The organism is Stella humosa (assembly GCF_006738645.1).
Lineage (GTDB): Bacteria > Pseudomonadota > Alphaproteobacteria > ATCC43930 > Allostellaceae > Allostella > Allostella humosa.
This window is the reverse complement of record NZ_AP019700.1, coordinates 4,331,951-4,346,513: the sequence shown is the minus strand read 5'-3', so window position 1 is coordinate 4,346,513 and position 14,563 is coordinate 4,331,951. Positions and strand designations below refer to the sequence as shown.

The following is a 14,563-nucleotide window of genomic DNA, read 5'->3' as shown; positions in this document are numbered from 1 at the left end:
GCGCCTCCTGGTTCAACTTCGGTGAACGCAAAGCGTAGAGGCGCTCGACGACCGTTTTGCGATCGCTGCCCTACGTTGCGGCCATGCTGCATCGGTCATGCCATGCCTGCATACGGAGCATCGTCTCCATATTGAGGCCGAAGACCTTCTCCACCCGCCGGGCCATCTCGTTCGACAACGATGCGGCGCCATTCAACAGGTCCACCAACTCGGAATGTTCGACCCCGAGTTTCGCGGCGGCGCTGTCGATGGAGAGTTCGAGCACTTCAAGGACTTCTTCCCGCAGGAACACGCCCGGATGCGGCGGCCGCATCGCGATCTTGAGGGGTGTGTCGTTCATCACGCCGCCACCCGTGCCTTGGCGTCCTCCAGGATCATGTCCGCGCCCTTCTCGCCGATCATGATGGTGGGGGCGTTGGTGTTGCCCGACACCAGGGTCGGCATGATCGAGGCGTCGACCACGCGCAGGCCGGCGATGCCGTGGACGCGCAGGCGGTCGTCGACGACCGCCATGCGGTCGTGGCCCATCTTGCAGGTGCCGATCGGGTGGTAGACGGTCTGGCCGTTGGCACGGGCGAACTGCAGCCATTCCTCGTCGCTCTGCACCGACGGGCCGGGGGTCATCTCGAAGGCGCGGTAGCGGTCCATCGCCGGCTGCTCGACGATGCGGCGCGCGATCTTCATGCCGTCGACGACGCATTGGCGGTCGACCGCCTCGGCCAGGAAGTTCGGGCGGATGGCCGGCGGCGCCAGCGGGTCGGCCGATTTCACGTGGATGGAGCCCTTGGACTCCGGGCGTAGCTGGCAGACGGTGATGGTCATGCCGGGCTCCCGGTCCAGCGTGCGCACGGCGGCCGAGGCATAGCTGGCATGGGCGAAATGGTACTGCACGTCCGGCCCCTCGACCTCGGGCCGGGTCTTCACGAAGCCGGCGACGATGCCGGCCGGCAGGGTCAGGATGCCGCGACCGGTCGTGTAGTATTTCGCCAACTCGCGCAGGAAGGACAGGCCGCGCGTCTGCTCGTTCAGGGTGACCGGCAGCTTCACCCGCCAGTTCATGCGCGGGGCGAAATGGTCGCGATAGTTCTCGCCGACGCCCGGTAGTTCATGCCGGACCGCGATGCCGAAGCCGCCCAGCACGTCGGGCCGGCCGATGCCGGATAGTTCCAGTAGCTGCGGCGACTGCACCGCACCCGCCGCCAGCACCACCTCGCGGGCGGCGCGCGCGGTCTTCGTCTGGCCGCCCTGGACGTACTCGATGCCGACGGCGCGCCGGCCCTCCAGCAGCACGCGGGTCGTCTGCGCCTCGGTCTCGACGCGCAGGTTGGGCCGCTTGCGGGCGGTATCGAGGAAGGCGCGCGCGGTCGACCAGCGCCGGCCGCGGCGCTGCGTCACCTGGTAGTAGGCGACACCCTCCTGGTCGCCGCTGTTGTAGTCGGGGTTGCGCGGGTAGCCCGCCTCGACCGCGGCGTCGATGAAGGCGTCGAGGATGGCGTGGCGCTCCGGCACCTCCAGCACGTCGAGCGGGCCGCCGCTGCCGCGGATCTCGTTGCCGCCGCCGGCATAGTTCTCGGACCGGCGGAAATAGGGCAGCACCGACTCGTAGGACCAACCGCGGCAGCCGAGCTGCGACCAGGTGTCGAAGTCCAGCGGCTGGCCGCGCACATAGATCATGCCGTTGATCGAGCTCGACCCGCCCAGCGTCTTGCCGCGCGGGATCTGGATCGACCGGCCGGCGACATTGTCCTCGGGCTCGGTCGCGAAGCACCAGTTGTAGGTCTTGTCGCTGATCAGCTTCAGGAAGCCGACCGGGATGGGGATCCAGAAGCTGTCGTCCTTGCGCCCGGCCTCCAGCAGCAGCACCCGGCAGGACGGGTCGGCGCTCAGCCGGTTGGCGAGCACGCAGCCGGCCGAGCCGGCACCCACGATGATGTAGTCCCAGTCGGCCACGACAGCGCTCCTCCTCTTGGTCCCGGCCGTCCTGCCCTTGTCGCGCGGGCGGGATTCGCACCGTCCATTCGTCGAAGGGTAGCGAAGGCGCCCCGTCGCGGGCAATGCTGTCACGGATGCCGAACGAAGACCTGATCCATCTGGAGTGCGGCCCCGCCCGGGCCACCATCGCCATCCGCGGGGCCGAACCGGTCGCCTGGCGGGTGGGCGACGTGCCGCTGCTATGGACGGCCGACCCGGCATGGTGGGCGCGAACCAGCCCCATCCTGTTCCCGGTCGTCGGCTGGTCGCGCGGCGGCGCGGTCCGCATCGACGGCACGGCGTACCCGATGCCGGTGCATGGCTTCGCTGCCGGCAGTGGCTTTACTGTCGTCGACCACGCGGCCGACCGGGTGCGGCTGGAACTGACGGATGGCGACGGGACCCGCCGGCACTACCCCTTCGCCTTCCGGCTGACGGTCGAATGGCGGCTGGCCGCCGACCGCATGGATGGCTGTCTGACCGTCGACAACCCGGGCGAGCGGGCGATGCCCTATGCCGTCGGCCTGCATCCGGGCTTCTCCTGGCCGCTGGCCGGCGCCCCGCGCGACGGGCATCGCGTGGTCTTCGAGCGGGTCGAGCCGGGCACGGTGCCGGTGATCGCGCCGGGCGGCCTGTTCTCGACCGCGCGGCGGCCGGTGCCGCTGCGGGACGGGCGCGTGCTGGCGCTGGACGACGCGCTGTTTGCCAAGGACGCCCTCTGCTTCCTCGATGCGGCCAGCCACCATGTCCGCTTCGAGAACGGGCAGGGCCAGGCGATCACCGTGGCATCGGACGACTTTCCGCACCTGGCGCTATGGAGCCGGCCGGGCGCACCCTTTCTGTCGGTCGAGAGCTGGACCGGCCATGGCGACCCGGTGGATTTCTCGGGCGAACTGATCGATCGGCCATCGATGCGGCTTCTCGCCGCCGGGGCATCGGTGCATCATCGTCTTTCCTGGCTCTGGGAAGATGGGAGCGCCCCCTGACAACCGTCTCGATCGCCTGCGACCTGGTCGACATCCTGGGCGAAGGCCCGATGTGGAACACGGTCGATCACCGCCTCTACTGGGTCGATGCCTTCGCGCCTGCCATCCGCCGGCTCGACCCGGCGACCGGCCAGGTGAAGACCTTTCCCATGCCGGCCGACATCGGCTCCTTCGTCTTCTGCCGCGACGGCACGCTGGTGGGCGGCATGCGCACCGGTTTCAACCGCATCGACCTGGCGCGTGGCACGGTGGTGCCCCTGGCCGACCCGGTCGCCCGCGACCCCCGCCTGATGCTGAACGACGGCAAGTGCGATCGCCGCGGCCGCTACTGGTGCGGCAGCGTCCATTCGGACTTCATCGGCCGCCAGGCCGAGCTGTTCCGGCTCGACCCAGACCACACCTTCCACCGCATGGACGGGGACTTCACGGTCGGCAACGGCATCGCCTTCTCGCCCGACGACCGCCGCATGTACTTCTCCGACACGCGGTCCGAGGTGGTCTGGGTCTATGATCTCGACATCGAGACGGGTGCCATCTCGAATCGCCGCCAGTTCATATCGACCGCCGACATCGAGGGCCGGGTCGACGGCGCCACCGTCGACCGGGAGGGCAACTACTGGGCGGCCCTCATCCATGGTGCGGCGATTGCCTGCTTCTCGCCGGCGGGCAAGATGATCGAGCGCATCCCGGTGCCGGCCAAGCAGCCGACGATGGTCACCTTCGGCGGACCCGACCTCGACGTGATGTTCGTGACGTCGGCCACCAAGATGCTGGAGCCGGACGAGCGGCCGCTGTGGCCAGACGCCGGCAAGCTGGTGCGCATCGACGGGGTCGGCGCCCGCGGATTGCCCGAACCCTTCTTCGCCGGCTGAGGCTCCCATGAAGACAGTGTTGGTCACCGGCTGCGACAGTGGCATCGGGCGGGAGTTCGCGGTCCAGTATGCCGAGGCGGGATATGCTGTGGTCGCGACCTATCGGAACCTTGCCAACCGCCTGCCGGACCACGAGCGGATGCGCCACCGCGCCCTGGACGTGACCGACTTCGCCCAGTTCGACGCGCTCGCGGCCGACCTGGCGGGCGAGCCGATCGACCTCCTGGTCTCCAACGCCGGCATCGGCCTCGACATCCGCCGCCTGGGCGACCTCGACTACGACTACGTGCGGCAGATGCTGCATGTGAACACGGTCGGGCCGCTGAAGCTGGCCGACACGTTCGCCGCCAACCTGGCGGCCAGCCGCGAGCGGCGGCTGGTCATCGTCTCCAGCAGCATGGGCTCGATCGCGAGCAACCTGTCGGGCGGCCACTACGGCTATCGCGCCAGCAAGGCCGGGTTGAACGCCATCGGCCGCAGCCTGGCGATCGACCTGCATCCGCGCGGCGTCACCGTGGTGATGCTGCATCCGGGCTGGGTGCGGACGGGTGGGGCCAGCGACGACGCGCCGATCGCGGCGGCCGAGAGCGTCGCTGCCATGCGGGACTTCGTGCGCCGGCTGGGCAACCACCAGACCGGCGGCTTCTACACCTATGCCGGCCAGCCGATGCCCTGGTGAGGGCGGGTGATGCCGGCGAAACGGACAGCCTGGGCGAGGAGGATCGGATGACGGACCAGAGACAAGTGCCGCCGACGCGGGTGGCGATGGCGGGCTTCGGCGCCTGGGGCCAGATGCATGCGCGCGCCGTGCGGGCGATCGAGGGGGCCGAGGTGGCGGCGATCTTCTGCCATGGCGATCCGTCCGAGAAAGCGGCCGCCACCCTGTTCCCCGACGTGCCGCGCTATCGCGACTACGACGCCATGCTGGCGGCGGGCGGCTTCGACGTCGCCTGCGTCACCGTCCCCAACCATGTGCATTCGCGCTTCGCGGTGGCGGCACTCGATGCCGGCGCCCATGTCGTGCTGGAAAAGCCCATGGGGTTGACGATCGACGAGTGCGACGCCGTGATCGCCGCGGCCAGGCGCAACGGCCGACAGGTCACGCTCGACCACGAACTGCGCGTTTCCAAGCAATGGGGCGTCGTGCGCGACGTCGTCGCGGCGGGCGACGTGGGCAAGGTGCGCTACCAGAACTTCACGCTCTTTCGCTATCCGTTCAGCCAGGGCTCGGGCGGCTGGCGCCAGGACCCGGCCCGCGTCGGCTCCTGGATCCTGGAGGAGATGGTCCATTTCTACGACCTCGTCCTCTGGTACGCGCGGGAGAACGGGCTGCCGTCTGCGGTGCGGGCCTTCGGCGAGCCGGCCGGCCGCGGCCTGGTGAAGAATTTCGGCACGCTGCTGGAATGGCGGGACGGCTCGACCGCCTTCCTGACGCAGACGCTACAAGGCTTCGAGCACCACACCATGCTGGAACTGGCCGGCACGGAAGGGGCCGTGCGGACCTGGTGGTCGGCCGCGACCGCCCGGGAAACCCAGTCGGCGTTCGAGCTGAAGGTGCGCCGCCGCGGCCAGTCGGGTGCCGAGACCATCGAGGTGCCGCGCTCGGGCGAGGTCTACGAACTGGAGGAGAACCTGCGCCAGGCGTTCATCGCCTTCGCAGAGGGCCGGTCGCCGCTGCCGCCGGAGGAGGCGAAGGCCTCGGTGGTCCTCTGCCTCGCCGCCGAGGAGGCGCACGCCACTGGTCGGACGATCACGCCGGCCTTCTGAGGGGGCGAGAATCTGCCGGTGCGATCCCGCGTCCCCCTTGCGGGGCGCGGGACTTGCACTGCACGATCGGATGAATGGGAGGTTCCTCCCTAAGAACAGGTCGGGGGTTCGGGCTATGTCTCGCGTCTGGAAACCGTTCGCTTTCGCCGTCGCCACCATGGTCCTGGGATCCTTTTCTGCAGGGGCACAGACGCCCCAGAAGGGTGGCGTGATCAATTCCACCCTGTGGCCGGAGCCGCCCGGCATCGTGCTGGGCATCAACCTGAATGCCCCGACGCTACTGCCCAGCACCAAGATGTTCGAAGGTCTGATGACCTACGACTTCGACCTGAAGCCGGTCCCGGTGCTGGCGGAATCCTGGGTGATCGCGCCCGACGGCCTCACCTACACCTTCAAGCTGCGCCAGGGCGTGAAGTGGCATGACGGCAAGCCCTTCACTGCCGAGGACGTGGCCTTCACCTTCAACGAGTTCCTGCCGGCCGTGCACGCGCGCTCCAAGACGACGTTCGAGCGGGTGAAGACGACGGCGGTCGACGCGCATACCGTCCAGCTCAGCCTGAAGGAGCCCTACGCGCCGCTGATCCGCAGCTTCGACGCGCTGAGTGCGGCGATCGTCCCGGCCCACGTCTACAAGGGCTCCGACTTCCGCGCCAACCCGGTCAACCAGGCGCCGATCGGTACCGGGCCGTTCAAGTTCAAGGAATGGCGCAAGGGCGAGTACATCCACCTCGTGCGCAACGACGCCTACTGGCAGGCCGGCAAGCCGCACCTGGACGCCATCTACTACCGCTTCATCCCCGACAGCGCGTCGCGCGCGCTGGCGCTGGAGACGGGGCAGGTGCAGCTCGCGGCCCAGACCGATATCGAGTTCGTCGATGTGGCGCGCCTGGCCAAGCTGCCGAACCTGAAGGTCACCACGGGCAAGGGGTGGGAGTGGAACTCCACGATCTCCTGGATCGAGTTCAACCATCGCCGGAAGCCTTTCGACGACCCGCGCTTCCGCCAGGCGGTGATGTTCGCGCTCGACCGCGAGTTCATGCGCACCAACATTTTCTTCGGCCTGGCCAAGGTGGCGACGGGCCCGATCCAGGCGAGCTCGCCCTTCTACGAGACCGACGTGCCGAAATACGGCCTCGACCTCGCCAAGTCGGCCGCCCTGCTGGACGAGATGGGGCTGAAGCCCGATGCCAACGGCGTGCGGGCACGCGTCAAGCTGCTGGGCCTGCCCTATGGCGAGCTGTGGAACCGGGTGTCGGAATATGTCCGCCAGGCGCTGGGCAAGGTCGGCATCCAGGTGACGCTGGAGGCATCCGACGTGGCCGGCTGGGGCCAGAAGTTCGGCAACTGGGACTACGACATGGTGGTGACCTTCCTGTCGATGCTGGCGGATCCGGCGCTGGGCGTGTCGCGCACCTACGTCACCTCCAACATCCGCAAGGGCGTGCTGTTCACGAACACGTCGGGCTACAGCAACCCGGAGGTGGACGACCTGTTCGCCAAGGCGGCGTCCAACACCGACGAGGCGGTGCGCAAGCAGCTCTATTCGCGGGTGCAGAAGATCCTGTCGACCGACGTGCCGGTGGCCTGGACGGTGGAGATCGAGTGGCCGACCATCACCTCGGCCAAGCTGCACAACGTGACGATCAACGGGTTCGGCCCCAACGACAGCTTCGCCGACGCCTGGCTGGCGAAGTGATCCCGGGCGGGGTGACGGCCGGCTAGACGCGCGATGCGGCTGCTGCTGTTCCTGCTGGGCTGGATGGTGAAGGCGGCGCTCGTCCTGCTGGCGATCGTCGTCCTCAACTTCTGCCTCGTCCGCCTGGCGCCGGGCGACGTCGCCAGCGTGCTGGCGGGAGAGTCCGGCGCGGCCGACCCGGATTTCCTCGCGCGCACGCGGGCGGAATTCGGGCTCGACCGGCCGCTGCCGGCCCAGCTCCTGACCTATGTCGGCAATGTCCTGTCGCTCGACCTCGGCGTCAGCTACCGCACCCGACGGCCGGTGGCCGACATGGTGCTGGAGCGGATGCCGGCGACCCTGCTGCTGACGGGCGCCGCCTTCGTCTTCGCCCTGCTGGTCGGGCCGGCGCTGGGGGTGCTGGCGGCGATCCGCGCGCGGCGACCGGCCGATACGCTGATCACCGTGGCCGCACTCGTCTTCTATGCCATGCCGATCTTCTGGGTCGGGCTGCTGTTCATCCTCTTCTTCTCGGTGACGCTGGGCTGGCTGCCGCCGTTCGGCATGCGCAGCATGATCCCGCCATCGGGCGATCTCGCCCGCGCGCTCGATACCGCCCGCCATCTCGTCCTGCCGGCGCTGACGCTGGGCCTGTTCTATGTCGCCATCTATGCCCGGCTGACCCGCGGCGCCATGCTGGAGACGGCGGGCCTGGACTATGTGAAGACCGCGCGGGCCAAGGGCCTGCCGGAATGGCGGGTGGTGACGGCCCATATCCTGCGCAACGCGATGCTGCCGATCATCACCTTCGCCGGCCTCCAGGCCGGCCACCTGGTGGGCGGCGCCATCGTCGCCGAGACGGTGTTCGCCTGGCCCGGCATCGGCCGGCTCGCCTTCGATGCCCTTCTCCAGCGCGACTACAACCTGCTGCTGGCGGTTTTCCTCGCCTCGGCCGTGGCGGTGGTGCTGTTCAACTTCATCACCGATCTGCTGCTGCGCCTGGCCGACCCGCGCATCGGCGCTGCTGGCAGATGAGCCCCGGTCAGTGAGTTCAGGCCGATGAGCTTCTGGCAGAGCTTCCTGCGCAACCCCGGCGCCGTGATCGGCCTGGCGGTCTTGGTCGCCGTCATCCTGCTGGCGGTGTCGGCGCCGTTTCTCTTTCCATTCGATCCGTGGGACACGCGCGGCCAGCCGCTGCTGCCGCCAGGCGGCGACTTCCAGCTCGGCAGCGACATGCTGGGTCGCGACGTCCTGGCCGGCATCTTCCACGGCGCCCGGGTGTCGCTCTTCATCGGCGTCGTCTCGACCTTCTTCGCGGTCGCCATCGGCGTCGTGGTGGGGGCGGTCGCCGGCTATTTCGGCGGCATCGCCGATGACGTGGCGATGCGCTTCACCGAGTTCTTCCAGACCATCCCCAGCTTCGTCCTGGCCGTCCTGCTGGTGGCGATCCTGACGCCGGGGCTGACCTCGATCGTCGTCGCCATCTCGGTCGTCACCTGGCCGCCGGTCGCCCGGCTGGCGCGCAGCGAGTTCATGGCGCTGCGCCACCGCGAGTTCGTCGAGGCGGCCGTGCTGTCGGGCGTCTCCCACATCCGCATCATCTTCGCCGAGGTGCTGCCGAACGCGCTGACGCCCATCGTGATCATGGCGTCCCTCATGGTGGCGACCGCGATCCTGACCGAATCGGCCCTCAGCTTCCTGGGGCTGGGCGATCCCAACCGCATTAGCTGGGGCTACATGATCGGCGCGGCGCGCGCCGTCTTCCGCCAGGCCTGGTGGCTGTCGGTGTTCCCGGGGCTGGCGATCTTCGTCACCGTGCTGGCCATCAACCTGGTGGGCGAGGGGCTGAACGACGCGCTCAACCCGCACATGCGCCGGCGGACTGGCATTTGACGGACGGGCATTTGACGGACCGGCATTTAACGGAACCCCTGCTGGCGATCTCCGGCCTGTCGATCGGCCTGCCGGTCGGGGCCGACCGGGCGCGCGCCGTCGACGACATCGCCCTGACGATCGCGCGCGACGAGGTGCTGTGCGTCGTCGGCGAAAGCGGGTCGGGCAAGTCGCTGACCGCGCACGCCGTGCTGGGCCTGGTGCCCAAGGGGCTGGCGGTCACCGGCTCCATCCGCTTCGAGGGCCGTGAACTGCTGGGCATGGCCGAGGCCGAGCGGCGGCGCCTGCGCGGCAGCCGCATGGCGATGATCTTCCAGGAGCCGATGGCGGCCCTCAACCCGGTCATGCGCATCGGCGACCAGATCGGCGAGGTCTTCCGCTTCCATGGCCGCGCCGACCGCGACGGCCAGCGCACCCTGGCCCTGCTGGAGGCGGTCGGCCTGCCGGACCCGGCCCTGATCCGCCACGCCCGGCCTTTCCAGCTCTCCGGCGGGCAGCGCCAGCGGGCGATGATCGCCATGGCCCTGGCGCTCGATCCGGTGCTGCTGATCGCCGACGAGCCGACGACCGCGCTCGACGTCACCACCCAGGCGCAGATCCTGGCCCTGCTGCGCTCGATCCAGGCGGCGCGCTCGATGGCGGTCATGCTGATCACCCACGACATCGGCGTGGTGCGCGAGATGGCCGACCGGGTGGCGGTGATGCAGGAGGGGCGTGTAGTCGAGACCGGCGTCGCCGACGAAGTGCTGCGCCGGCCGCAGCACCCTTACACCCGCCGGCTGCTGGCCGCCGTGCCCCGCCTCCAGCCGCGCCCTGACCGCTCGGCAGAGCTGGGCGACACGATCCTGGAAGGGCGCGGCATCGCCAAGAGTTTCGGCGGGCGCGGCGGGTTGTTCCGACCGGCGCGCCGGGTGCAGGCGGTGGCCGGCGTCGACCTGACGCTCCGCCGGGGCGAGGCGCTCGGCATCGTCGGCGAAAGCGGCTCCGGCAAGTCGACGCTGGCCCGCCTCATCGTCCGCCTGATCGACGCGGATGCCGGTACGCTGACCCTGTCGGGGCTGGATGGAAACCTACTGAAGCTCGGCCGCGGCCGGCTGGCGCCGGTGCGGCGGCGGGTGCAGATGGTGTTCCAGGACCCCTGGGGCTCCCTCAACCCGCGGCGCCGCGTGCACGAGATCGTGGCCCAGGGGCTGCTGGCGCACGGCGTCGACCGGCGCACGGCGCGCGCCCGGGTCGACGAACTGCTGGCCCTGGTGGCGCTCGACCCGTCCGCGGCCGAGCGTTTTCCCAACGAGTTCTCGGGCGGGCAGCGCCAGCGCATCGGCCTGGCCCGCGCGCTGGCGCTGGAGCCGGAGTTGCTGGTCGCCGACGAGCCGGTTTCGGCGCTGGACGTGTCGGTCCAGGCGCAGGTGCTGGAACTGCTGGCCGATATCCAGCGCAAGCTGCGCCTCTCGATCCTCTTCATCACCCACGACCTGCGCGTCGCCTCGCAGGTGTGCGACCGCATCGCCGTCATGCGCCGCGGCGTCGTGGTCGAGACCGGGCCGGTGGCTGAGGTGCTGTTCCGCCCGCGCCACGAATACACCCGCCTGCTGCTGGCCTCCGTGCCGGGTCGCGAGGGGGAAGGGGAGGGCGCGGCGGGGGTGTGACATCGGCTCGAGCCCCAAGCTGTTCCGCCCGCGCGACCGGCCCGCTATTCTGATCCGAACTCCACAAGGCCGACCATGAGCACCCCGACCAAGCCACCGGAAGCGGCACCGCTGCCCGACCGGGCGGATTTCGACGAAGCGATGTACCTCAATCGCCACCAGGACGTCCGGCGCGCCGTCGAGCAGCGCGAATTCGCCAGCGGCTGGGACCATTTCGCCCGGCAGGGCGCCGGCGAGGGCCGCGCCTGGTATCGGCCGGCGCGGCTGGTCGGGCTCGACTTCGGCGCCATCTTCGCCGCGTGGCGTGCCCGATGAAGCGGAAGAACCTGCTGCTGATCCATCTGGAAAGCATCGGCTGGCAGCACCTGCGCCACTTTCCCGAGGCGTTCCCCCGGTTCCAGCAGGCGATGGCGCGCGGGCGGCTGTTCCGCTCGTACTTCTCGTCGGCCACCTCCACCCAGATGGTTCTGGCCTATCTGCTCCATGGCAACGACTTCGAGATGGACGGTACTCCCGGCCTGGGGGGGGCCGTCGGCAACAATCCGAGCCTGATGGCGACCCTGGCCCGGCACGGCTATCGCGCACAAGCGATGTGCGTCAGCGCGCGCAACACCGCCCGGATGCTGCCGCTGCTGGCCGCCTCCTTGCCGCCGATCTGGAACACGAACGACTTCGCCGCGCTGGGCGATCGGTTCGAGCGGGCGATATCGAAGCCGCCGTTCGCCCTCTATGTCTGGAACCTCGTCACCCATATGGAACATGCCGCCGCGCTGGCGGGGCATGCGCAGGGCCTGGACGACCTGGTCGGCGGCACTTGCGCGGTGGCCGACCATGTATTGGGCACGCTGCTCGACACCCTCGACCGCCGGGGGCTGGCCGACGACACCATCGTCGTGATCTTCGGCGATCATGGGGACGACTATTGGAGCCACGGCTTCAAGGGCGGGATCCTGCATGGGGTCGAGCCCTATACGCCCCTCGTCCATGTACCGCTGCTGGTGCTGGGCCCGGGGATCGCGCCCATGGCGGACGCGCGCCTGGCCAGCACCATCGACCTGGCGCCGACCTGCCTGACCATGCTGGGCATCGACGCGCCCTTGCCGTTCGCCCATTCCGGCCGCGACCTGTTCAAGGGAGACGCACCCGATTGCGTCTTCTCCCAGAACTTCACCGCCAGCCAGGCGGACTCGCCGGCGCGCGACGTGTTCAAGACGTTCGCGGCATCCGATCGCTCGCACACGCTGCTCGTCAGTTCGCGCGGGCTGGAGATGTTCAATCATCGGCTGGATCCCACCAACCACTGCAACCTGCTGCATTTCTTCGAGATGGATCGCCATGGCGACTTGGCGCTGCTGACGCCGGTGGTGCGGTGCCACCCGCATTTCATCGCCGCCCTGCATGGCGACCCGGCCATCGCCCAGGGCATCGCCCGGGATTTCGCGCGCCTGCGCACCGCCTTGCGGGGCCACGTGCAGCGCAAGCGGGCCTATGTCGAAGGCCGGGGCGGGATGCCCGCCGACCTGCTCGATCCGCCCTGCCTCGACGCCATCAGTCGTATCGGCCAGCAGCGCTTCTTCGTCGGACGGAACTGGTTCTCCAACCCGTCCCGTTCGACCGGCGCCGCCCCCCTCCCTGCCGGGGGCTGAGCCAGATGGGAACGATGCCCGTCCAGGCGCTGGTCCAGGCGGCCGGCGGCGGCACCAGGCTGGGCCTGGGCCCGAAGTCGTTCGTGCGGCTGGGCGGCCGCACCTTGCTTGAGCATGCGGTCGCGGCGTGCCGGTCGGTGGCAGCCCAAGTGATCGTCGCCGTACCGCCGGCCGAGGTGGAAGCCGCCCGGGCACTGGTCGCCGGCGATCGCGTTGCGGTAATCCCCGGCGGCGACAGCCGCAGCGCCACGACGCGGCTGCTGGTGATGCAGGCCAGTGCGGCGTGGTTGCTGCTGCACGACGTCGTCCACCCCTTCGCCGACGAGGCCCTGGTCCGCCGCGTGCTCGATGCGGCCATCGCCCATGGCGCCGCCGCCCCGGCCATCCCCAACGCGGAATTCCTCTACGATCGGGCGGGGCGGTTGCTGCATGCCCCGGGGGACCTGCTGGTCGGACAGAAGCCGATCGCCTTCGCCCGCACGGCCGCGATCGACGGCTACGCCACCCTGGACCGCGAGGCGGCGGCGGGCGACCCGAGTTTCCTGACCGTGCTCGAGAAGGGCGGGGTGCGGACCCGGTTCGTGGATGGCAGCGGGCGGAACATCAAGATCACGACGCCGGCCGACCTGGAACTGGCCGGCGCGATGGCGGCCCTGGCGGGGTAGGAGCGGTACGCGAATATCCGGCGAAGACCTGCTAAGCTGTGCCGTGCAGGAGGCACCGCCCATGTCCCGCATCGCCGAGATGTTCCGCACGGTCGCACCCAACGCCCAGCCCGCCTATCGCACCGCCTTCGAGCAGGGTGGCGAACTCTTCGCCCGCTTCGAGGTGACGACGCCGTTGCGCATCGCCCATTTCCTGGCCCAGGTGCTGCACGAATCGGGCGGCGGTACCGTGCTGTTCGAGAACCTGCGCTACACGACACCCGGCCGGCTCGCCGCCATCTTCGGCGTCGGCAATCATTCGGCCGCCATCCGGGGCGACGAGATGGCGGGCCTGCTGGGCAACCCCGAGGCCTTGGCGGAGCGCGTCTATGGCCTGGGCAACCCCCGCAAGGCGCGCGAGCTGGGCAATGCCGCGGCCGGCGACGGCTTCCGCTATCGCGGCGGCGGGTTGTTGCAGACGACCGGGCGCGGCGCCTACCTGCGCATGGGCAGTCGCTGCGGCATCGACTTCGTGGCCGACCCGGCGCGCATCGTGGCCGCCCCCCACGCGCTGATGCCGGCCTTGCAGGAATGGCAGGACGGCAACCTGAACCTCGCCGCCGACCTCGACGACATCCAACGCATCACCCGGCGCATCAATGGCGGCTTCAACGGGCTGGAGGATCGCCGAAACTGGTTCGCGCGGGTCTGGCCGCTGGCCAATGACGGCGCCGCCCAGGTGGAAGCCTGGGAAGTCGCGGGCGAGAGCAGCGATACCGCCTGGTTGCAGCAGGCGCTCAACGATCTGGGCGCCCGGCCCCGGCTGGTGGAGGACGGCAAGTCCGGGCCGGCGACGGCGGCCGCCGTGCGCTGGTTCCAGGGGCTGGCGGGGCTGTCGGTCGACGGTGTCGCCGGGCCGGTGACGCAGTCGGCCATCCGGCTGCGCCTGGACGCCATCCGCGGGACATAGGCCCGTCAGCCGCGATCGAGCCGTGTCGACAGGATGATCGAGGTCACCGTCCGCTCGACCCCGTCGAGCGCGCCGATCTCGTCGATCAGCCGGTCCAGTTCCTCGACCGAGCGGGCCTCGACGACGGCGATCAGGTCGTAGATGCCGCTGACGGAATGGAGGGCCGCGATCTGCGGGATGCGCGCCAATGCGGCCTCGGTCGGGCGCGCCAGCTTGGGCGCCACCGTCAGCAGGATGTGGGCGCGCACTAGGGCGCCGGCCGCCTCCCGGCCCAGCCGGACCGTGTAGCCGGCGATCACGCCGCGCCGTTCCAGCCGCTCCAGCCGGCTCTGTACCGTCGTGCGCGACACGCCCAGCCGCCGGCCCAGCTCCGCCGTCGGCAGGCGGGCATCCTGGCGCAGCAACCGCAGCAGCGCCTCGTCGGTGGGGTCGATCGTCGTTGCGTCGATCATTTCGGCACTATGCCGGAAAGTTCCGTGCATTTCGACGG

Annotated in this window: 15 protein-coding genes; 12 read left to right on the top strand and 3 right to left on the bottom strand. The window is 69.8% G+C overall.

Annotation, left to right across the window (positions count from 1 at the left end):
* Nucleotides 1-70: 70 nt before the first annotated feature.
* Nucleotides 71-340, bottom strand: a complete 270-nt coding sequence (locus STVA_RS20345; protein ID WP_170216548.1) for a HigA family addiction module antitoxin — start codon at nt 338-340, stop codon at nt 71-73.
* Nucleotides 340-1,950: a GMC family oxidoreductase gene (locus tag STVA_RS20340; RefSeq protein WP_170216542.1), complete on the bottom strand. Its 1,611-nt coding sequence runs from the start codon at nt 1,948-1,950 to the stop codon at nt 340-342. Before STVA_RS20340 ends, STVA_RS20345 begins: the two co-directional genes overlap by 1 nt.
* A 116-nt stretch (nt 1,951-2,066) precedes the next feature.
* Here STVA_RS20340 and STVA_RS20335 point away from each other — a divergent pair, with 116 nt between their 5' ends.
* The 12 genes from STVA_RS20335 to STVA_RS20280 all read left to right on the top strand — a co-directional run bounded on the left by STVA_RS20335 (nt 2,067) and on the right by STVA_RS20280 (nt 14,073).
* Nucleotides 2,067-2,957 carry an aldose 1-epimerase family protein gene (locus STVA_RS20335; protein ID WP_123692839.1) on the top strand — a complete coding sequence of 297 codons (891 nt, stop codon included), beginning with the start codon at nt 2,067-2,069 and terminating at the stop codon, nt 2,955-2,957.
* Between the two features lie 50 nt (nt 2,958-3,007).
* Nucleotides 3,008-3,829, top strand: coding sequence for an SMP-30/gluconolactonase/LRE family protein (locus tag STVA_RS20330; RefSeq protein ID WP_123691508.1), 822 nt, complete (start codon nt 3,008-3,010; stop codon nt 3,827-3,829).
* Nucleotides 3,830-3,836: 7 nt separating this feature from the next.
* Nucleotides 3,837-4,508 (top strand): SDR family oxidoreductase, encoded by a 672-nt coding sequence (locus STVA_RS20325; protein WP_123691506.1) that lies wholly within the window; start codon nt 3,837-3,839, stop codon nt 4,506-4,508.
* Between the two features lie 47 nt (nt 4,509-4,555).
* Nucleotides 4,556-5,596: a Gfo/Idh/MocA family protein gene (locus tag STVA_RS20320; RefSeq protein ID WP_123691504.1), complete on the top strand. Its 1,041-nt coding sequence runs from the start codon at nt 4,556-4,558 to the stop codon at nt 5,594-5,596.
* A 208-nt stretch (nt 5,597-5,804) separates the two neighbouring features.
* On the top strand, nt 5,805-7,292 hold the full coding sequence (locus STVA_RS20315; RefSeq protein WP_197735693.1) for an ABC transporter substrate-binding protein: 1,488 nt from the start codon (nt 5,805-5,807) through the stop codon (nt 7,290-7,292).
* A gap of 33 nt (nt 7,293-7,325) precedes the next feature.
* Entirely contained in the window at nt 7,326-8,306 is a 981-nt protein-coding gene (locus tag STVA_RS20310) for an ABC transporter permease (protein ID WP_123691500.1), read from the top strand.
* Nucleotides 8,307-8,330: 24 nt separating this feature from the next.
* The gene (locus STVA_RS20305; RefSeq protein WP_123691498.1) at nt 8,331-9,164 is read left to right on the top strand and encodes an ABC transporter permease; all 834 of its coding nucleotides are present in this window, start codon (nt 8,331-8,333) and stop codon (nt 9,162-9,164) included.
* An 11-nt stretch (nt 9,165-9,175) separates the two neighbouring features.
* Nucleotides 9,176-10,813: an ABC transporter ATP-binding protein gene (locus STVA_RS20300; protein WP_123691496.1), complete on the top strand. Its 1,638-nt coding sequence runs from the start codon at nt 9,176-9,178 to the stop codon at nt 10,811-10,813.
* A 75-nt stretch (nt 10,814-10,888) separates the two neighbouring features.
* Nucleotides 10,889-11,128 (top strand): hypothetical protein, encoded by a 240-nt coding sequence (locus STVA_RS20295; protein WP_123691494.1) that lies wholly within the window; start codon nt 10,889-10,891, stop codon nt 11,126-11,128.
* Nucleotides 11,125-12,459 carry a sulfatase-like hydrolase/transferase gene (locus tag STVA_RS20290; protein WP_123691491.1) on the top strand — a complete coding sequence of 445 codons (1,335 nt, stop codon included), beginning with the start codon at nt 11,125-11,127 and terminating at the stop codon, nt 12,457-12,459. The genes STVA_RS20295 and STVA_RS20290 overlap by 4 nt, the downstream gene beginning before the upstream one ends.
* A gap of 5 nt (nt 12,460-12,464) precedes the next feature.
* Nucleotides 12,465-13,124 carry an IspD/TarI family cytidylyltransferase gene (locus STVA_RS20285; RefSeq protein ID WP_123691489.1) on the top strand — a complete coding sequence of 220 codons (660 nt, stop codon included), beginning with the start codon at nt 12,465-12,467 and terminating at the stop codon, nt 13,122-13,124.
* Nucleotides 13,125-13,185: 61 nt separating this feature from the next.
* Entirely contained in the window at nt 13,186-14,073 is an 888-nt protein-coding gene (locus STVA_RS20280; RefSeq protein WP_170216547.1) for a peptidoglycan-binding protein, read from the top strand.
* Between the two features lie 5 nt (nt 14,074-14,078).
* On the opposite strand, the gene STVA_RS20275 is transcribed toward STVA_RS20280, so the two are convergent.
* Nucleotides 14,079-14,525 carry an Lrp/AsnC family transcriptional regulator gene (locus STVA_RS20275; protein WP_123691485.1) on the bottom strand — a complete coding sequence of 149 codons (447 nt, stop codon included), beginning with the start codon at nt 14,523-14,525 and terminating at the stop codon, nt 14,079-14,081.
* Nucleotides 14,526-14,563: the final 38 nt, after the last annotated feature.